This is a genomic window from Thermosyntropha sp., assembly GCF_017656155.1.
GTDB lineage: Bacteria > Bacillota > Syntrophomonadia > Syntrophomonadales > Syntrophomonadaceae > Thermosyntropha.
This window is the reverse complement of the sequence record NZ_JACDOH010000002.1, coordinates 36321-55827: the sequence shown is the minus strand read 5'-3', so window position 1 is coordinate 55827 and position 19507 is coordinate 36321. Positions and strand designations below refer to the sequence as shown.

The 19507-nt window shown below is 36.3% G+C and carries 18 protein-coding genes; 3 read left to right on the top strand and 15 right to left on the bottom strand.

Annotated elements, in window-relative coordinates:
* Window positions 1-50: 50 nt before the first annotated feature.
* Window positions 51-1079 carry a DUF2225 domain-containing protein gene (locus H0Z36_RS02185; RefSeq protein WP_296863487.1) on the top strand — a complete coding sequence of 343 codons (1029 nt, stop codon included), beginning with the start codon at window positions 51-53 and terminating at the stop codon, window positions 1077-1079.
* Here H0Z36_RS02185 and H0Z36_RS02180 read toward each other — a convergent pair.
* From H0Z36_RS02180 to H0Z36_RS02155, 6 genes are read right to left on the bottom strand one after another with little or no spacing between them, the layout of a single operon-like run.
* Complete coding sequence (locus H0Z36_RS02180) at window positions 1051-1722, bottom strand: ATPase (RefSeq protein ID WP_296863485.1); 672 nt, start codon at window positions 1720-1722, stop codon at window positions 1051-1053. The two genes, H0Z36_RS02185 and H0Z36_RS02180, sit on opposite strands and share 29 nt — an antisense overlap.
* Window positions 1722-1988: a hypothetical protein gene (locus tag H0Z36_RS02175; RefSeq protein ID WP_296863483.1), complete on the bottom strand. Its 267-nt coding sequence runs from the start codon at window positions 1986-1988 to the stop codon at window positions 1722-1724. Before H0Z36_RS02175 ends, H0Z36_RS02180 begins: the two co-directional genes overlap by 1 nt.
* Window positions 1989-2007: 19 nt before the next feature.
* Entirely contained in the window at window positions 2008-3453 is a 1446-nt protein-coding gene (locus tag H0Z36_RS02170; protein ID WP_296863481.1) for an AAA family ATPase, read from the bottom strand.
* Window positions 3454-3457: 4 nt separating this feature from the next.
* Window positions 3458-4450: a metallophosphoesterase gene (locus H0Z36_RS02165; protein WP_296863479.1), complete on the bottom strand. Its 993-nt coding sequence runs from the start codon at window positions 4448-4450 to the stop codon at window positions 3458-3460.
* A 25-nt stretch (window positions 4451-4475) separates the two neighbouring features.
* Entirely contained in the window at window positions 4476-6338 is a 1863-nt protein-coding gene (locus H0Z36_RS02160) for an ATP-binding protein (RefSeq protein ID WP_296863477.1), read from the bottom strand.
* 28 nt (window positions 6339-6366) lie between these two features.
* Window positions 6367-7341 (bottom strand): DNA double-strand break repair nuclease NurA, encoded by a 975-nt coding sequence (locus H0Z36_RS02155; RefSeq protein WP_296863475.1) that lies wholly within the window; start codon window positions 7339-7341, stop codon window positions 6367-6369.
* A gap of 175 nt (window positions 7342-7516) precedes the next feature.
* On the opposite strand from H0Z36_RS02155, the gene H0Z36_RS02150 reads away from it, so the two are divergent.
* Window positions 7517-7747, top strand: coding sequence for a hypothetical protein (locus tag H0Z36_RS02150; protein ID WP_296863473.1), 231 nt, complete (start codon window positions 7517-7519; stop codon window positions 7745-7747).
* 8 nt (window positions 7748-7755) lie between these two features.
* On the opposite strand, the gene H0Z36_RS02145 is transcribed toward H0Z36_RS02150, so the two are convergent.
* Complete coding sequence (locus H0Z36_RS02145) at window positions 7756-8199, bottom strand: DMT family transporter (protein WP_296863472.1); 444 nt, start codon at window positions 8197-8199, stop codon at window positions 7756-7758.
* 63 nt (window positions 8200-8262) lie between these two features.
* The gene (locus H0Z36_RS02140; RefSeq protein ID WP_296863470.1) at window positions 8263-8976 is read right to left on the bottom strand and encodes a ZIP family metal transporter; all 714 of its coding nucleotides are present in this window, start codon (window positions 8974-8976) and stop codon (window positions 8263-8265) included.
* Between the two features lie 131 nt (window positions 8977-9107).
* Here H0Z36_RS02140 and H0Z36_RS02135 point away from each other — a divergent pair, with 131 nt between their 5' ends.
* Window positions 9108-9479, top strand: coding sequence for a TIGR04086 family membrane protein (locus tag H0Z36_RS02135; protein ID WP_296863468.1), 372 nt, complete (start codon window positions 9108-9110; stop codon window positions 9477-9479).
* Between the two features lie 264 nt (window positions 9480-9743).
* Here H0Z36_RS02135 and H0Z36_RS02130 read toward each other — a convergent pair whose 3' ends face one another.
* From H0Z36_RS02130 to H0Z36_RS02100, 7 genes are all read right to left on the bottom strand, one after another.
* Window positions 9744-11873 carry a helicase C-terminal domain-containing protein gene (locus H0Z36_RS02130; RefSeq protein ID WP_296863466.1) on the bottom strand — a complete coding sequence of 710 codons (2130 nt, stop codon included), beginning with the start codon at window positions 11871-11873 and terminating at the stop codon, window positions 9744-9746.
* A 170-nt stretch (window positions 11874-12043) separates the two neighbouring features.
* On the bottom strand, window positions 12044-12334 hold the full coding sequence (locus H0Z36_RS02125) for a DUF3343 domain-containing protein (protein ID WP_296863464.1): 291 nt from the start codon (window positions 12332-12334) through the stop codon (window positions 12044-12046).
* Between the two features lie 18 nt (window positions 12335-12352).
* Window positions 12353-12778, bottom strand: a complete 426-nt coding sequence (locus tag H0Z36_RS02120) for a PaaI family thioesterase (protein WP_296863461.1) — start codon at window positions 12776-12778, stop codon at window positions 12353-12355.
* Window positions 12779-12938: 160 nt separating this feature from the next.
* Window positions 12939-14147 (bottom strand): class I SAM-dependent methyltransferase, encoded by a 1209-nt coding sequence (locus tag H0Z36_RS02115; RefSeq protein WP_296863459.1) that lies wholly within the window; start codon window positions 14145-14147, stop codon window positions 12939-12941.
* A gap of 21 nt (window positions 14148-14168) precedes the next feature.
* Complete coding sequence (locus H0Z36_RS02110; RefSeq protein ID WP_296863457.1) at window positions 14169-16673, bottom strand: hypothetical protein; 2505 nt, start codon at window positions 16671-16673, stop codon at window positions 14169-14171.
* 15 nt (window positions 16674-16688) lie between these two features.
* Complete coding sequence (locus H0Z36_RS02105) at window positions 16689-18248, bottom strand: glycoside hydrolase family 57 protein (RefSeq protein WP_296863455.1); 1560 nt, start codon at window positions 18246-18248, stop codon at window positions 16689-16691.
* 24 nt (window positions 18249-18272) lie between these two features.
* Entirely contained in the window at window positions 18273-19451 is a 1179-nt protein-coding gene (locus tag H0Z36_RS02100; RefSeq protein ID WP_296863453.1) for a glycosyltransferase family 4 protein, read from the bottom strand.
* Window positions 19452-19507: the final 56 nt, after the last annotated feature.

Sequence of the window (19507 nt, the reverse complement as noted above, 5' to 3'; positions counted from 1 at the left end):
AATTGGTTTAAAGTCTTATCAAATGGAAATATTACTGAGGTGATTAAAATATGACCAGTCCTTTTTTTATGCGTGAATATACCTGTCCTCTTTGTAAAACAAATTTTAGCACACTGGCTGTGCGCAGTTCGGCGATTTATGTAGAAAGAAAAGAAAGCGACTTTCACACCATTTACCGGGGTCTCAATCCTCTTTATTACTCAATAATCGTATGTCCTTCTTGTGAATATGCAGCTTCATCCAGCAGCTTTGCTGTTGAATTATCTCCCAAGATTGCTGAACAGATCGCTTTAGCCCTATCCCAGTTGAAATCAGAAAATAGTCCTTCTATGTGTGGAGAGAGAGATGCTAAAACTGCCTTATATACTTTTCAACTTGCTATTCGTACTGCTCAACTAAAAAAAGCTCCTCCTGGAGAGATTGCAGGCCTGCTCTTAGCTTCTGCCTGGATTGCCCGTGAAATCGGCAACCACGATTTAGAATACAAATTCTTAAAAGAAGCATTAAATAAATATATGCAAGCATTTACTACCGGCAATAAAGTCGGTAACTTAGATGAAGTCCAGCTTATCTATTTAATCGGCGAATTAAACCGCCGTTTAGGCAATTACAGAGAAGCTGTAAACTGGTTTAATAAAGTAATTACTCATAAAAACATAAAAAATTCTCCCAACATTGAAAAGATGGCCCGTGAGCAATGGAGTTTAGCCAGGGAAGAAATGCAAAAAAATAAAACCGAAGAAGATAATGCTTCTTCTTCGGCAGCAACTGAAACGGCTAAATTTGAACAAAATGTTATTTCTTCTGTTTCAAATCAAAATTATACCGTAAATACTGATAAACCTAAATCCAGGCCCATTATGCAGATGCCTGCTCATCTTTACGATGACCAGATTGAATGGCTACGAAAAGTAAGCAACCAGAGCAGCTCAAAAAATAAATTATTCACCAGAGAAGAAGTATTAAGAGCCTTATTAGATGCTGTCATACAATGGACAGGTGAAAATCTTCCCCAGGGATTTGCCACAGAAGAAGAACTCAAGCAAAAATTTAAAGAACTGCTGGCAATTCAGAGCTAGATTTTAACTTTACCTGGCTTTCCCCATCTTCAATCTTTACTTCGTAAACTATATCCCCACTTTCAGCCAGGTATTGATTATGAGTAACCATAATTATCTGGCGGTTAAATGTCGTAATAACAGTCCGCAAAAATGCAGCGACATTATCTATATGTTCGCCGGAAACATGCTTGGCTGGTTCATCTAATACCAAAGGCCCAAAATTGTTAAATTTTGAAGTTTCAAGAAGGGCAATTCTAAGTGCTAAAGAAATTATATCTACTACTCCACCGCCGCGTGCTTCCTGGGGTTCATTGGTTATCTTAAATTCTCCACCGTAGGTTGAAGAAACCAGAAAGCGCGCACTATCTTTATCTCTTTCTCTTTTAATTTCGACCTCAAATTTTAAATCATCGGAAAAAACGATACTTAAAGCCCGTGAAACGATGTTTTCAATGGCTACTTTCGATTTTTCTCTGGCATATTCCGCCGCTTTTTTGTAGATTTCATTTACCTGCTGATAAAGATAAATTTTTTCCTTAATTTCATCTATCTCCTTCTCTTTGGCCGTAATAATCTGTTCTAGCTTTTCTTTCTCTCCTTCCCTTCTTTTAATATTTTCTTCAAATAGAGCATAAGCCTCCTTAAGCTTATTTTCTGTCATCAAAAACCCACCTTTTCCAGATATTCGGGGGGAAGAAGCTTCTGAGCTTTTTCAAGCATTTCATCAATTTCTTTTTTTATTTCTAGAATCTTTTCACCTAGCTTATCAGGTTCAACACCTAATTCTTCAGCTTTCTTTCTAAGCTCTTCCAGTTCTTTTTCTAAATGTTCCTTGCTGGTTAATGCACGGGTTCTTTCTTCACGGGCTTTTTTTAAAGCCTCATCTAACCTTTTTATTCTTTCCTCATAGGAAATTTCTCTTTGCATAATGTCCCCTCCCCATTATTTATAAACTCATTTTATTCATGATTTCTTTCACAACATCACCTGTTATCTTCGAATTACAGGTAGGACATCTCTCAATTTCTTGCAAAATAGTTATATATTTCTTAAGCATATCTTCATATTCTTCCTCCAACCTGTTTAAATGTTTCAGCACCTTGTTCCGTTCCGCAACAACCCTATCATATCTTTGCTTTATTTCCTGCAATTTTTGGTATTTATCCAAATTTACGGTAATTTTAATTTGCAGTTCTTCCAGCTCAGGAACATTCGCAGTTTTATTAATAATCATTTCTGCTTTACTTATTCCTTCCTTCATCCTTGCCATTTCTTTCTTTATCTTCTGCATCTCACTGCCTTGATTTCTCTTTTCTCTAAGCAAATCGATCATTTTTTCAATCTCATCCAATTTCTCGGTATGTTCTATTGTTAAATTTATCCTTTTTAAGTTTTCTTCTATTTCCTTTTGTCTTTTTTCAATATTACAAAGCTCTTTATAATTATAGGACAAGTTCTCTAAATCTTTTTTTATTTTTTGCAGATCTTCCAGGCTTTTTAACTTTTCAAGCTTCTGTTCACAAAAAGTAATATTTTCAACTGTTTTTTTCATGTTGATATTTATATCTGTCAGCTTTTTAAACAGATTATACCTTTCACAGGAATTCCTATAATAATCTTCTGCCACCTCGATATTTTTCAACCGTTCTAATTTCGCACTGTTAATATCTATTTCATTCTGTATCCTGTCCCATCTACTTTTTATTTCTTCAAAATAATTCTTCTCTTTTCTTTTTTCATCAGCTGCAGATAGTAATTGATTTATTTGGGCTGCTAATTGCTTTTGAGAATCTAAATCTTCATACATGTCCAACTCAGCTTTAAAGCCGGTAATTTCTTTTTCCAGTTCACTGTGTTTAGATTGCTGACTTTTTATATCTCTCAAAAGCTCCTGCTGAGCAGCATCTATTATATGAAGGTCGGCTATACTGCCAATAATTTTGGCTTTATCCGGTCCACTTTTATCAAAAAGGAAAGGAGAATCCAACTGATAGGCAATGTTGATGTCCAAACTCTTTTCACCATAATTTAGGCTGGTTATACCCAATTCTCTCTTTACTTCTGGAGGAACCTGATTACCAACACTGTCAAATTTATCTTCAGAGCCATCAGGATATTTTATTAAATACCTGTTTATTCTGGCATCTCTTATCCTGCTTATAACAACCCCACTATTCATCTCAACTGTCACTTCACAATAGGTTTCCCCTTCCCTTATAAAACCTGTTCCACTAGGCTCATTATAAAAAAGCCAACGCAGAGCTCTGATTACCGAACTTTTACCCTGATCTGATTCTCCTACCAGGATATTGAGCCCTGGTAAAAGCTCAATATCCGTGTTTTTATGGGATTGAAAATTTTTTATTTTAAGCCTCTTTATATAGCATTCCACCTTACTATGCACCTCTTTCGCCGTTCTCCAGCCTTTCCTGGACTTTAGAAATTCTCTCTAAAGCCTCTTTCCTCACTTCCAGATTTATGTTCTGTGCACGGGCAATTTCCTCAATAATACGCTCGGCATCCGTTCTCTCAAGATTAGTCGCCTTACTTATCTCAGCTACAAAACCAGCTATTTTTTTGCTGCGTTCAGCTTCAGCTTCTATTGCTTCCCTTGATAATACTAAATCTCCCGGCAAGGCAGAGGTAAGCGAAATTAGGTCAACCTCTGGCTTTTTTCTTTCGATTTTTATTAGTGCCACACTAACCTTCCGGGACATCTCTTTTTTATCGCTGCTAATCCGGATTAATGCGCCGGGATTTACAAAAAGTCTATTTTCTTTTTCAATAATTCCAAAACCCAGATGATTATGACCAGATAAGGTAATATCTGCTTCAGTATCTAGGATATGGTCAATTAAAGTAAAATCCTGGCCTGGAAAACCGGGATCATTAACAAGCATACCATGCACCATATGAATTGCAATATCCGCATTACCCTTTTTAACTATATATGCATTATGTTCATCTTCCCGATCTATATCATAATAGTAAGATTGTCCAGTAAGCTGAACGGTTATGTCATTTTTTTCGAGCATAATTTTCTCACCAGGCATAATGAGCTTTAAAAATCCCAGCTTGTCTAAAAAGCCGAGCATGGTTCGCGGAAGGGTGTTTAAATTAGCAGCAAACACATCATGATTTCCGCTTATTGCATAAATAGGAGGAAAATTTTCCTTTGTAAAAAGTTTCAAAAAATCACCTACTGCTGCCAGTGAAGGGCTGGGAGAATCAAAAAAATCGCCACCGTGCAGAATATAATCAACCTGATATTTATACGCTAAATCAATCACCTCATCAATTTTATTTTTTAAATTTACAATAAAATTATCTATTCGGTTTTTAGGGGCATTTCCCCGTAAATGGGTATCAGTTATATAAAGAAAGCGCATATCAGCCCTCCTCTCTATCAATAAATTATGAATTCCTCTTATATATAAAACCTAGAAGAGGATTATTTTCTTTGCCGACTATTCCTTTTTCCACCATTTTATCCAGGTAATTTATAATTTCACTTTCACCCATGCCAAATCCGCGGTTTTCCAATCTTTTCATTACATCGATAAGATTAGATTGATTTACCGGTAAACACTGATTTATAATCTCCATAACCTCTTTATCCTGCTCGTCTTCCATCTCCAGCTCGTCAAACGGATTCAACTGATGCGGACTTCTGGTTTTAGCTACCCTTACCCGCATAGAAACAGTGCGGCCAAAAATGGGTGAAGATACAAAACCAGTGCCAGAAGGAAGATAAGGCAGCCTTTTAATTTCTTCGCTCCCTATATCGGTTTCTTCTTTGATGACTCCTAAATCCGTAGATCTAACTGTCCTGAATATAATTTTGGTATTAAGCTGAGCATTAACCGTATCATCGAGAAGGGCTGGCCTTTGAGTAGCAAGTATCAAAAACACCCCGTATTTTCTGCCTTCCTGGGCTATCTCCTTTATTTCCCGGCGGGATGGCACATTTTGCTCTCCCCGGGGAGCAAAGTTATGAGCCTCATCGGTAACTACAAAAAAAGGCGGAAATTTGTTTTCTATTTTTTGTCCCCTTTGCAAAGCGTCTCGATATTCGCGGCGTTTATTATAAATGCTCCTTAAGACATAAGCAGCGTAAACTTTAAGCATCCAGATGCTTCCTCTTACTATTACCGTCTTCTGCGCCTTTAATCCTTCCTCAATCTGCCTTATCCCCTGTTCCATAAATATACCCTGCCGGATCAACCGGTTAAGCCGCCAGTTTATCGATTTTAAAGTGCTGAGCTGTCCCACCTGTTTTTTCAAGGCTGAAAGGCGATTTAAATACTGTGCTTTTTTATTTTCTTCAATATCCCTTCTTTGCATAAAAGCTTCTTTAAACTCACTTTCATCGGGACTTTCTAAAAGAGAAATCAAGTCATTAAGCCTTGAGGTAAATGTTTCTAAATTATCTCCGGATTCTAAAATAGAAGCAACTGCATTTTCCATTGCTTCTGTAACAGGGCTTACCGCACTTAACAGATTGCATAAATCGCCGGAGTTTAAAGTCTCAAATTTAACACCTACATCACTTCCCACCGTCAAAATAAGCGAACGATGCTCAAAGCTTTCCTTAAAATGCGGTGGGAGGGAAGGATCAAAGATTTCCTTAAAGCTCATTTCATAATGAGGGTCAAAAACTAAGAGTGGAACCCGTTTCTTTATAAGTTCTTCTATCAGCACCCGTAAACCAAAAGATTTACCTGATCCCGACCCTCCAAAAATGCCGATATGAGGATAGTTGTTCATAGCCCGATAGTCTAAAATAAAAGGAACCCCGTTTTGTTCTTTAATCCCGGTTTTATTTTCATATAAAGGTGCAATATCCCTGTATTCTTCAGGTAAAGATCCTAAAAGCCCCTCGGTTCCTTGAATTACACCTAAAACTAATCCCTCCGACGGATTTGATTTTATAAGGAGCTCTTCTACCTCATGAAAATGTGGTTCCCTAACCCTTACTCCCGTACTCACCGGATAAAAAAGTTCGCTTAAAATCCTGATTTTAGCTGTATATATAACTTCTTCATTTATCTCATAGCCTAAACGACTTAAAGAGTCTACTACTTCATGGTCGATAAGCACCGGCGATTTTTCATCAACTGCCGGAATAAACGGATTTAAGGCATAAGTTTCAATAACTTCACCTACCGGATTGCCGAGTTTATCATCTTCAATAATAAGCAGTTCATTAAGTCTGAACTTGCGTCTGTTTGAGGCTGCCCATACTTCATGTTCATTTGTCATGCCTACAACCTGCATTTCTCTTCTCCTTTCTCATGAGCAGTTTTTAAAAAGCTCGTTTTTTCCGGTTCGCTTTAAAAATCTTTTCTTTTACGTAAGGGTCTAAATAATTCTCAACCAGCTTTTCCGCTTCCTCACGCTTTATCCTGACCCTGGCATCAGTGATCTGCAGCCAGAGAGGTATCCCCTGTCCGCTTTTCGGAGTCAAAGTATAAATAAAATCCATCGATTTAAAAACATCATCTTCCTGTTCAGACAAAAAATCACAGCCAATAGCCTGCGGCGAAGTCCCCAGACGGGCAAAGACCGTGCAATAATCCTTTTTTATTCTCCGATCAGAATTAAAAATCAAATATTCTCCCACTTCTAAAATGCCAAACAATACTTCCCGGTCGTAAATCCTTATACGATTATCCCGATTTAAATCAAGCCAGTTGGCTAATTCTGCGGTAGCAATTTCTTCAATAATTCCAGTCAAAATTATTTTGTTTTCTATACATACCCGGCGCAGTTCCTCCCATTCCTCAAACCGGTCAAAAAGTAAAAAACCACCGTCCAGCATAAGCATATATGGCTTATAGGTTTTAGCTGCTTCTAAAGCAGTCAAAAGCTCCATATATGCCAATGAATATTTTAAATGCAAGGTGTATGCTTCTTCTAAACTTATGTCCTGCTCATCAGATATTTTTTCTAACTGGTTGTATACCTCTAGATTCAGAGGTGAAATAATTCCACTTCTTGTTATATCACTTCCTCCAGTACATTTAGCTAAAGTACGCATAAAAACCAGACTGTAGGGAAAAAAAGAAGCATATTCTATGCGTGAACCGTCAACTGCAACAACAGGGCGGCATTCTGTAAATTCTGGAATTCGTGACGCATCGATTTTATTACAATAGATAAACCTTCCAAATAAAGATATTTTATCCCTCAAAGTATCAGCCTGCGGCAAATCTTGATAGTTTCTCTTTATCCTTTCATTAAAATCCTGTAAACTTTTTATCAGGTGAGCTTCCAACATAAAAACCCCTCTTTTAAACCAAACATTTATTCTATTATAAATTTTTTACATGTTGGTTAACAAGCTGATAAATAAAAAAATCCTGCCTCAAGCAGGAAATTTTTAAATTTACTCATTGAGTTAAATTAAATATAATATATAGAGTATCTTTAAAAAAGGAAGTGGGGAGATTTCTGTGATAACAGGCATAATAATAGCAGTAACAGGTTTATTAAGCATATTATACGCCTACATAGCCTATAAAAAAGCTGATCTGGGCCTTTCTGAAATAAAAAAAGAAGATCTGGTAAGCTATTATCTGGAATTGGCTCTCCATCTCATTCCATTTCCCTTTTGGGCTTTTGCAGGAGGAGCACTACTTTTTTTAGCCGGAATCATTACAATTATAATAAGCATGCTGATTTAAAAATATATTCAGTCAATAAGCAAAATACGTGCACCAGCGGCTAAAAGCGCTATCCCCAAAAGATCAATATAATGAAATTCATATTTTTTCATTCCGAATGCTCCCATACCGTCTATTAAAACAGCTGTTAAAACCTGGGCCACTATAATAGCGGTGGTAGCATTTCCTACTCCAATCTGTGGAATAGTACGCGTAACCAGATAAATTATAGCTACATTCAACACTCCGCCTAAAAAAGCATACCACGGAACCTGTCCTATTTTAGAAAAATTATGCATTCCTGCACCTATAACCAAAATTATAACCAGAGTTGTTATCGTTCCGATAATATGAACTAACAAAGTTGAGTGCCATATACCCAACACTTTTCCCAAAGCAGCATTTAAAGTTCCCTGCAAAGCCATGGCAGCTCCTGATAAGGCAGCCAGCGCCAAATATAATAAATTTTGCATTCCAGCTTGCTCCTTTATATTTTTTAAATTATTTTCCGGCAAGCTAAAATATTTTATGCAGATTTATAAAAATGTCGCGATTAAAATAATAAATATCCCAAGCCAAAACCCAAACCACCTGCTTTTTTTCCCTCTCAAAATGGCTTGAGGCCATAGTTCATAAATAACCAAATAAAGCATTATGCCTGAAGCTAAACCTAAAAGAAAAGGTAGTATTCCAGGAAGAACGGCAACCATAAACATTCCCAGTATAGTTCCCAAAGGAGTTACCAGGCCAACCAGCAAAGTTTGTTTTAAAATTCTGATTCTGCTTATCCCCCCCATTATTAGAGGGGCAGCAATAGCCATTCCTTCCGGTATATTATGAATTCCTATACCTAAAGCTATTACCATTCCTGTTCTGGTCTTTATTTCATTTCCTAAAGCAATAGCCATCCCTTCCGGTAAATCATGCACAGCTATTCCCAGCATTATTAAATAGCCAAGACTAGCCAGACTTTTGCCTCTTAAACTATTACTGAATAAAAAATTGCTTATAAATCGAAGTAAAAAAAAACCAATTAATAATCCGATCAAACCTTTTTCAAAACCGGGGAAGAACAAAAATGAAGGAATTAAGTCAAAAACAACCACCCCTATCATAACCCCTGAAGCTAAACCTAAAAACATGGCCAAACTTCTACTGCTCCAGCTTCGCTTGATAAAAAGCAAAACTGCCCCTAAAGCAGTACAAATCCCGGCCACAATGCTTATCAGCAATAAATATTCTGAATCCATAATACTCCTCAATATTAAAATTATTTTTTCTATGTCTATGAATGACACAAATTAAAAATGAAGATTAAACGCGATTCGGGTAATAAAAAAAACATCCTCCTCATAAATTTTACCATAAGGAGGTGTTTTTTATGAAATTTAAATTATCAGTTGAAATTCAGGCCTTAAGTAAAGCCTTGGCTTTATCCATTATTTTATGCATCATAACCGCAACAATAATTTATTACACCGGTCTTAAAGAAACCCTGCTTGCACCAATAGGTAAAATAATAATTATTATATCTATATTTACTGCTGCCTGTTCAATAACCAGGTTTTATGGCAACAGGGGATTAGTCAGAGGTATAAGTACAGGAATAATCATTTTCATACTTATGTTTATAGCTACACTTATATTTAACCCTTCAGTAATAAGTATTGCCTCATTTTTATATACTCTTTTGATATGCATAATAGCTGGCGGTTTAGGAGGTATTTTGGGAATAGGCTTGAGTGATCAATGATTTAAAAACATAAACGGGAGAGACACCATAACACAATGCCAGCTGCAAGCAAGCTTGCTCCTATAATCATACGCAGATTCGGCACAGGTTCCCCCCCTTAACCTCTGTACTTTAAAATCCTTATCCCCATATTTTTAGAAGCAGATTACGCAAAAAAAGAGGAATCCTTATATAATAAACCTTCATTTCCTTAAAAACTCCTTTCTTTAGTATGATTAAGTTCATTCTTTACTACGATATATGATAAATATCATAAAATGGTGACTAAAAATCTAAAAACGATAAAGCCTTTTCAAGCTGATTTTTCAGTTCTTCTTTTTTTATTTTTTGGATATTAGTAATTGGTATATTCTTCTTAAATGTTGTTCCATAAACCTTTTTTTCCATACGACTATCCAGGACAATAATCAATCCTTTATCCTGCTCACTTCTTATCAATCTTCCTACACCTTGTTTAAAACGGATTACCGCATCGGGAAGCATAAAACTTTTAAAACTGTTTTGTCCCTGCAAAGTAAAATAAAGGCTCAAGGCTCTAGCAAATGGTTCATCAGGCGAACGGAAAGGCAGCTTAGTAATAACAAGGCATTTTAAAAGTTCCCCTTTTAAATCTATACCTTCCCAGAAGGTATCAAGCCCCATCAAAATTGCATTAGGAGAACTTATATATTCGTTTACCAGTGCCCCTGATTCCCCATCTTCATTTTGAACTAAAAGCCTTATCCCTTTTGATTCACACAAGGGACGCAGTATTTGAGAGGCTTCCCTCATCTGCCGGCGGGAAGTAAATAAAAGAAGAATTCGACCGGGAATAAACTCAATTATTTGTAATACTACCTCGGACAGTGCTTTATTAAAATAAACAGAATCAGGCATCGGCATATCTTCTATAACATAGAGCAATGCCTGCTTTTTATAGGTAAAAGGTGAATTCTCTATTAAAGTATTAAGCTTGCCTTCGTTCTCAATAAAATTAAGTCCGCTTTTAGAAACAAAATAAGAAAAGTCATTTTCAACAGCTAAAGTAGCTGAAACCATAACTAAGGCTTTCATTTTTTTATAAAGCCGGTTATATAAAATATCCCCTATATATAATGGAGATGAAGCAACTAATCTTACCTTTCCTCCATTAAACTCAATCCATACAATTTTATCGCTCCGTTCCATATCTTCCTCAAATATGGCAAAGGCTTTATCAAGCTGAAAAACAAGATTTTCGATTATTATTCCTAAATCCAACGACTCATCAGTCTCATTTAACTGTTCTTTTAGATTTTCTACTTTTAAAACCAAAAGATTCAATATATCATGCCAATCAATGTAAAGGGAATAAAAATCCTCGTCAAGAAAAGCTTTTTTATCTTCTTCTTTTAAAACCTTGGAAAAATTTAAATCGTCAAAGCTTCCTGCCCAATTGTTAAACCATTCATGTAGCTTCTCTGTGAGGCTTATCGCCCTTTCCACCAAGACTTCTATCTCATTTATAAACATATTTAATACCGGAAAACTTCGTTTAAGATAGGCAAGATAACCCTTTTCAAACCTCCTGTCTTTAATATAAAGCACATTCAGAACATCTTTAATCTCATCAAAAATGAAAGAAATAGCCAGTTTATCAAAAGCTTCCCGGTCAAAGCCATGTGCCTCGTCAATTATCAGGTACTCATATTCCGGCAGGAATTTATTATCAACCAGGATGTCAGACAAAAGTAAAGCATGGTTAGTTATGATAATGTCGGCTTTTTGCAGCTTTTTCATCATTTTTAAACGGAAACATTTTTCCTGATAAGGACAAGCTTCTTTTCTGCAGCTGTCCCGATCGGCAGCCAAAATTCTCCAGTGTCTAAGCAAGCGATTTTCTAACATCAGTTCCTTGCGGTCGCCGGTTGCAGTTTTCTCTGCCCACCATAAAATTGCTTCTACCAGTTCCACTTCTTCCTTTTCCAGCTTCTTTTTACCCGCCAAAATTTCCATATATTTATTCCAGCATAAAAAGTTTTCCCGCCCCTTAGCTTCAGCATAAGTAAAATCAAGGTCTAATACCTGCCTTAGATTAGGTATATCCTTCTCTACAATCTGCTGCTGAAGGGCTTTAGTTTTAGTGGAAACCACTACTTTGCTTTTTTCCCGGGCTGTCCATAAAATAGCTGGAATCAAATACGCATAGCTTTTCCCTATTCCTGTTCCTGCCTCTGCCAGCAAAAACTCTTCCCTTTCAAATACCTCTATAATACTTCTGCTTAAATTTACCTGTTCTTCTCTATACACATAGTCGGGAATAACTCTTCTCACCTTTTCAACATCTTCAAAACATCTTTCTATCTCTGATTTATACTGTTCTATCCCCATAAGTCCGATCCTTTCTAAAGATATAAAATCAAATAAATTATACATTATAAAAAGCCTTTTTTATCAAAAAACTTGGGTTCCCTCCTAGCTTTGAGTCTTATTTTTATGGTATAAATTTTCTCTATAAAATATAAAAACCCGGACTGTGCCGGGAAACTATGTTTTTAAAATTTAGATGAAAAACTATGATAATTTACTGCCTACTGTTTTCTAAACTAAACTCCAATATCTTCTATCCTAGTTATATTATTTTTCTTTCCTTCTTTCTCCACTTTAAACACTCCTTCAACCGGAACCTTGTTCTCTACGAGATTATGATAATATTTTTCCATATTTTCCGGACTGACCTTTACGGATAATCCGCAGCTGCTGGAAATTTCCCGCAAAGTAGGGACTACTAAAAATTCAGCCTCCATGGATTTTAAAACTTTTTCCGCTTTAAGGGCATGAGAAGTAGTGTTAAAGGTTAATAGACAGTACTTTTCTGCTTTTAAAAGATTAGACATAAAATAATATCACTCCTACTATGATATTTCTCCGACCCGGAAAAAAACCGCCTGGCTTTTGGCAACCAGATTACCTTCAGAATAAACCTTTGCTTCAGTAAATATAAGGTTTTTCCCCGCTTTTACCACTTTGCCTTCTGCAATAACCGGTTTTTCCTTTTTAGGTGGAGATAAAAAGTTTACACTTATATCGGCTGTAACTCCCCTACTTCCCAAAGTTCGAATAGCATTTCCCATAGCCGCATCAGCTATAGACATTATAAGTCCTCCATGCACCATACCGATAGGATTTAAATGATTTTCATCTGGCAAAACGCTGAGCCGGACATAACCTTTGCCCGCTTTTTCCAGTTTCAACCCCAGGGAACGATAAAATGGGGTTTCTTCAATTGATTTAATAATATAATTGAAAAGTTTTTCATCAATACTCTCATTAATTGCCATACTTATCTGCTCCTTTATGATACTAACTTAAAAATTATAACATAATCAAGATTATATAAAATTATAATTTTATATTATATTACCACAGATTAATTTATATCAAAAAAAGCTGCCTTAAAAGTATGGCAGCTTTAATAAACTTATATTATGATCTCTAATTTTATATCTTTTTAAACACAGCAAAGATCTGCATGGGAACTTTATCAAAAGATTTAACTTTAAGTTTTTCAAGCCAATTCTTTTCAGGAGATTTTTCAATAATTTCCATAAATTCTTTATAGCTTATATAATCAAAAGGAATTATTTCTACTTCTTTAAAACCACATTTAGAAAATAATTCATTTAATATCTCCCGATCAAAGTGGTGCATATGCAACATAGCCGGGAATAAATTTCCTTCAATACTCTCATAAATACGCTGTTCCAATTCGCCATAACGGGTAGGAGCAGTAATAAAAACCTGTCCACCCGGCTTTAAAACCCGGGCAAATTCTTGAATTATCTTAGAAGGATCATATGTATGTTCCAAGACATCAAGACAGTTTATAACATCAAAAAATTCATCCTGATAAGGCAAATTATCTAAACTTCCCCAGGTAAATTCAACTTTTTTAGGCTTACCGCTCAAAAGCATTTCAGCATCCGGGAACTCATAAGATACCTCAATCTGTCCCAACTCCTCTTGAATAAGACTTATAACCCGAGGAAAAATCTGGTTTTCGCCGTTTTTCATCATCTCCGCCAGAGCATTAGCTCTTTTAAGCCTTGCCTGACAGGCATCTAAAGAATAAACCTCCATATACTGGCTCATAACCAAGGTGGCAAAACCTGCTCCACATCCTGCATCTAAAACCTTCCCCTGCATCTTTTTTATACGGGGATAAACATATTCTAAAAATGACCCTTCACCACCAGACGAAAAATTTTGTAATGATATAACTTCATTTAAGGCAAAAAGCTCCTTTTGGTTTAATTGACTTCCAATTTCTTTTCTAAACCAGTTGCGCAGGTTTACATCTTTTTTGAGCTGACTTCTAATTTCATCATAGTGGGAAGTGCTGCATTTTTCAAAAACCTTGTTTTTTTCTTCATAAGTCATAGTATTCCATATATAATCCAGAAAGAAATCAAAACATATATTATTATTAACATTAAAAAGTATAGCCTGCTCGGGTTTCTCACAGCGCAGTCTGGAGACTGTCGGATAAAATTTTAACAAAAAACTTAATGCTTCAGGATCAGTGCGGCTAAACATTTCCGCATAAGCTCCTGCCATATCACCGGCATCAGGCAGCATATCCCTGTAAATCTGATAAACTTCATCATCTACTGCTGCAAAATAATAATTAAAAAAATCCTGTAAAATCATGTTCCCCTCTCCTATCCTCACTTATTTTTTATAAATTAAAAGCTCTACTACCCCTTCTTTATCATCAGTTTCAGGTATAACCGCAAATCTCCAGGAATTTTCGACTTTGAAATCAGCTCGTCCTTCTTGAAAGGCAACATACGGATTTATAGCTAAACCTGAAGTGTGATAGCCTAACTTGCTCTGTTCATCATATATATATTCTTTATAATAAGAACCTACGGCTGGTTTAATTTTTATTTTTTTTATATTTTCCATAGTTTTAATATTATAACCAACCTGATTAACAAAAGTTTGTCCACCGGCACTTTTTATCTGGTAAAAATAGTTTATAATCTGAGGAAGAGAAGAAACAAAATTTTCATTAGTTAAATTATTATTTTCTCCTTCATGAACCTGTTTTTCTTCTATTTCATAAAGCATTTCACCCTCTGCTTCTGAGGTAATTTTAAGCCATGCCAAAGGTTCAAAATCAACTTCATCGGAAGGAGCCGCCGAAGTTACGAGCTGAGGTACTAAAAACAATTCAAACCCTGGCTTTAAGGCATCGCATACCGCACTAAAACTACAGCCTATTCTATTTTCAAGAACAGTAAATTCCTTCACGAGGGTTATGACACATTCTTTATCTCCTATTAAAACCTGTTCGGTTCTTTCCAGTATTATTCTAACTTCTTTTTCTTCCTTTATAACCTCGGTGATTTCATAATGAGCAGTAGCAAAATCGCCTAATAATTTATATTCCCCATCTCGGACAAACAGGATATTGCATCGCATGGAGTTGCGGCATATTTCTTTTCTTCCGCCTTCTTTATAAAACATCAAAGTTAAATCACTATCGGTTTCAGTAAAGACCAAAGGATAACTCACTTTATAAATATCGCTGTAAGCAGGTATTTGGGGAATATTCTGGGCTAAAACATCTTCTAAAAAGCCTTTGCTTGAAGCAGCTTTTCCATCAATAACCTGCTGATAGCTTATACATCCACCTTCAGTATCTATAACCACCATCTGCTCTCCAGTTTTTACTATTACTTCTTCTGTCCCATCCTGATCCCAATCCTTGATTTCTACGATATTTTCATTTTTTTTATTTTTAACTTCATTTATCATATGCCTTAAAAGCCTTTGAGCAATATAAAGATAAGAAAGCCCCTGCATATCATAATAGGGAGAAGAACCATAACTAGGATGCCTGCTCGCCCACTTGGGATCTTCCTGATACACTACATGCCTGACCCGATTGATAAGTTCATAATTATAAGCCATATCGGCGGAAAAATATTTTTCCAATATAGACTTTACTATCTCATACCTTTCTGCTGAATTTAAAACCGCAGTTTTGAGCATTTTTGGCATTCCATCAGATAGAAAATGTTCATTCTGCCAGAAAAGATCGATTACATAATCTTCAAACTCTGCCTGTTCAGATTCAAAATCCCTCAGACAATTTATAACTTTACGCAGCCTTTCATCTCCAAAAACTACACCTCTTATTCCTCTTTTTGCTGTCCAGTTCTCCCATTCCGCATAGCTGTGACTGCTTCTTACCGGATAAGTATCTAAAAATCCGTATTTTAAAACATAATCCTTCAAACCTATAAAATCAATTTCTTCATCCTGCATAACAAGGTTAAAAAACTCTTCCATCCATCTAGCATCACCTGCTGGATCCTTACTCCACTGGCCTAACTTTTCCGCATCTTCAAATATCAGCAGAACCGGTTCAATATTTTTTCCATACCTTTTAATAAGCTTCCAGGCATTTTCCAAAGCATCTTTTACATAAAAATAATAATGTTTTGGTTTAGTAATAACTTTATCTTCTGGACTAAAGGAATTTCTTTTTAACAGATGGTATCTATAAGGACTGTGCACCGGTACTGCAAAATATTCCTGTCCACCTATTTCATCACGCAGAGCAAAAAAAAGCATCTCATCAGGCAGATGACTTATGGTAGTTTTAGAATAAGAATCCTTAAATCCAAAGTTTTTAAGACAAAAATCATTTTTAGAGCCAGGATAAGCAAAATAGGTATTGTAAAAAGTTTCTGCATCTAAATAGTATAAAGGAAAAGCACCGATTTTTTTTGCAGCATAACTTAACTCTCCTAACAGAAACTCACCGGCTTCACGCTCAACAATATGTATTCCCTGCCATTCATCAGCACCTACTCCAAAAAGTTCAAATGTTAGTTCCTCATACTTTTTGAGTTGATAAAAAAAATCGTCGCGGCGTGAAGAGAGCTGTATAAATGGTTCATCTGCAAATCCACCTATTATGCCAACTTTGCCGCTTTTATATAAAGCTTTTAATTCTCCAATATATTCAGGTTTTTTATCTTTTATCCAGTATAAAAAAGGTCCCGAAAAATGTAGATTCACAAAAAAGCCTTCCATTTTTGCCGAATTTTTTAGCAAATTAAGCCAGGGCAGATAAGAATTACGATAAGCCTCTTCCCTGGTTTTGTAAAGCTGAAAATGGGGCTGATGAAAATGGGGACAAAATGCTATATGGCCTTTCATAAAACACCTCCGCAACTACAAGGAGTTGAATAAATCATCTTCAAATTCTATCTGTTTGAACCATTCAATAAAATCTGCATCTAATCTGTTATTTTTGAGGCTGTCAACTAACCTCAAAAATTTAGTGTAATGCTCAAAAAACCTCTTCATAGCATAATCACGGGTAAGATTATTGGTCACCATGAAAAGCCAATCACTGCTCTGAATAAGCATAAGCTCTTTTAAAGCCTGTTGTTTCACTCTGTATTCCAGTTCAGTTTGCCCTGGGCCTTCTGCAATGACATCATATTCCTGTCGTGCTTTCTCAATAATTTCCCACATCCACATAGTCTCACGATTATACCATACAAAGTGTTTTCCTCCCATTCCCCATGAAGAATCAAAAATTTCTGCTTCATGACGCGGAGGCTCAACATTAGAAGGCAAAGCCATATTAAGCTCTTTTTCATCTATCTGCCTCATTACTTCTTCTAACCAAATAACCCCTTCCCACCACCAGTGTCCGAAAAGTTCGGTGTCATAACATCCTACAATCAAAGGACGATTAAAGCCTATCTTCTGTGCTTCACTTATAGTATTTTGCAGAACATCCACAAAGTGGGCAGCATGTTCTTTTGCTTTTTTTTCTGCTTTATGGACATTATAAACTTCTTTTTGGTCAAAAGGCTTGTTACGATTCGTTACCTTCCAGTACTTCAAACCAGACCTGGGGGAATGTTTATGAAACTCCCTGTAATTTTCATCACCTGGATAACCAAATTCAGCTGACCACACCTGATAACTTACCAAAGCATTGCGTCCAAAAACTGAAATATCTTTATCTTTAAGTTTGTAAGGACGGTAGGTGCTAAGTCCGGTAATTGCAAAAGTTTCTATTTCCGGATTGTCTTCCAAAACCTCCCCGCTGAATACTTCCAGAGGCTTTCCTCCTTCTATCGCATGGCTATCCACAAAAAAATAATTAAAATCATTTTCGATAAGAATATCTTCCAGTCCTTTTCGATACCCGCATTCAGGAAGCCAAAAACCTCTAGGTTCCGTGTTAAAAAACTTCTCATATATTTTTTTGCCATAAAAAACTTGGGCTTTTGCACTTTTATAATCAAGAAGAGGCAAATATGCATGGGTAAAAGCAGTAGCTAAGACCTCTATACATCCATTTTCCTGCATATTTTTGATAATCCCTAAAATATCATTTCCGAAGTCAACTGTAAAATCCCTTCTGACATCCTTATAAAACCGGCAGTAGCTGGTCGCAGTTTCTGCTAGTTTTTTCTCTCCGCAGGAAATAAAATATCTTTCGTCTTCAGCAGCTCTCTTTTCACAAGCTTTAAGATAATCTATAAATTCTTTTTTTATATATTTAGAATTCAGCTGCTCCATCAAAGTCGGACTTAAACTTATAGTTACGTGAGCTTTAACTCCTTCTTCATGCAGGCGCAAAAAACTGCGAAGAAGCGGAATATATGTTTCAGCCATTGCTTCAAAAAGCCATACTTCACCAAAAGGCCATCTACCCTGCCTTTTTACATAAGGGATATGGCTGTGTAGCACAAGTATTATGCGTGAATTCAATTTTTACACTTCCCTTACCCCGTATTAGCAAATTACTTTATGTTTTATTCCTGCCACTTCTCTATAAACATTAGCAGTAGCTCGGGCAATAGCTTCCCAACTGTAAGTATTTCTCACTACTTTTACAGCATTCCTTTTCACTTTTTCCGCTAAAAACTCATCGGTCAGCAGCTTAATAATGGCATCAGCCAGTTTATCTATTTCTCGCGCATTTACCTTAAGTCCGGTAACCCCATCTTCTACTATTTCAGCAAGCCCTCCTGCATTTCCAACAATTACAGGGGTATTTGTAACCATTGCTTCCAAAGCAACAATGCCGAAAGGTTCATAAAGGCTCGGAAATACCGCAACACTTGCCTTGCTGTATATATAATTCCTTTCCTCTATTCCTATAAATCCCATAAATACAACCTTCTCATCTATCCCCAGTTCTTCCGTCTTTTCTTCTAAAGCTACCCTTTCCGGTCCTCTTCCCCCTATATATAATTTAGCCTCAGGAACCTTTTCGAGTACCTGAGGAAATGCATGGATAAGCTGCCATACACCCTTTTCCGGCACCAATCTTCCCAAAAAAACTACGGCTTTATCACTTTCTTTGATGGGAAAATTTGACTTTTCCGGAAGTTTCTTAAAAAGCTCAGGGTCTACCCCATTAGGTATAACCCGTATCGCTTCTCTTTTGATATCAAAAAGGGTGCTGACTTCATTTTGCATATAATTGCTGCAGCATATAACTTGATCTGCTTCCAAAACTAGATTTTTTTCAATTTCATTAATTTCACGCTGCATACGATTATGTAATCCACGATGTCGCCCATGTTCAGTGGCATGGATGGTAGTAACTAGAGGAATGTCAAAAATTTTGCTTACTGATCTGCCTGCATATGCTACCAGCCAGTCATGTGCATGTACAATATCAAAACCTCCGATTTCGTAATTTAAGCACACTGCTGCTCTAATAGCTTCACTGTTAAAGGAAAAAATCCAGGATTTAAAATCCTTTGCTTCCGAAGCTGGATTTCCTACCCTATAAATATGTACCCCGTTTTCATTTTGATAAGACGGGCAACCTTCAGCTACGGGGGTTATAATATAAACCTTTATCCCCTGCTTCACGAGAAATCTGCTTAGATCAAACACATGCTGCCCTAACCCTCCCACCATATGCGGAGGATATTCCCAGCTAAACATAAGCACCTTCACCAAAATCCCCTCGTTTACTATACATTTTTTTTAATAATATACCAGATAATTATTTC

Coding starts and splice junctions, on each gene's coding strand:
- H0Z36_RS02155 (WP_296863475.1), bottom strand. CDS start 7,341: ATGTTGGAAGCTCACCTGATAAAAAGTTTACAGGATTTTAATGAAAGG.
- H0Z36_RS02125 (WP_296863464.1), bottom strand. CDS start 12,334: ATGTCTAATCTTTTAAAAGCAGAAAAGTACTGTCTATTAACCTTTAAC.
- H0Z36_RS02120 (WP_296863461.1), bottom strand. CDS start 12,778: ATGGCAATTAATGAGAGTATTGATGAAAAACTTTTCAATTATATTATT.
- H0Z36_RS02140 (WP_296863470.1), bottom strand. CDS start 8,976: ATGGATTCAGAATATTTATTGCTGATAAGCATTGTGGCCGGGATTTGT.
- H0Z36_RS02135 (WP_296863468.1), top strand. CDS start 9,108: ATGAAATTTAAATTATCAGTTGAAATTCAGGCCTTAAGTAAAGCCTTG.
- H0Z36_RS02160 (WP_296863477.1), bottom strand. CDS start 6,338: ATGCAGGTTGTAGGCATGACAAATGAACATGAAGTATGGGCAGCCTCA.
- H0Z36_RS02165 (WP_296863479.1), bottom strand. CDS start 4,450: ATGCGCTTTCTTTATATAACTGATACCCATTTACGGGGAAATGCCCCT.
- H0Z36_RS02110 (WP_296863457.1), bottom strand. CDS start 16,673: ATGAAAGGCCATATAGCATTTTGTCCCCATTTTCATCAGCCCCATTTT.
- H0Z36_RS02175 (WP_296863483.1), bottom strand. CDS start 1,988: ATGCAAAGAGAAATTTCCTATGAGGAAAGAATAAAAAGGTTAGATGAG.
- H0Z36_RS02130 (WP_296863466.1), bottom strand. CDS start 11,873: ATGTATAATTTATTTGATTTTATATCTTTAGAAAGGATCGGACTTATG.
- H0Z36_RS02180 (WP_296863485.1), bottom strand. CDS start 1,722: ATGACAGAAAATAAGCTTAAGGAGGCTTATGCTCTATTTGAAGAAAAT.
- H0Z36_RS02145 (WP_296863472.1), bottom strand. CDS start 8,199: ATGCAAAATTTATTATATTTGGCGCTGGCTGCCTTATCAGGAGCTGCC.
- H0Z36_RS02115 (WP_296863459.1), bottom strand. CDS start 14,147: ATGATTTTACAGGATTTTTTTAATTATTATTTTGCAGCAGTAGATGAT.
- H0Z36_RS02185 (WP_296863487.1), top strand. CDS start 51: ATGACCAGTCCTTTTTTTATGCGTGAATATACCTGTCCTCTTTGTAAA.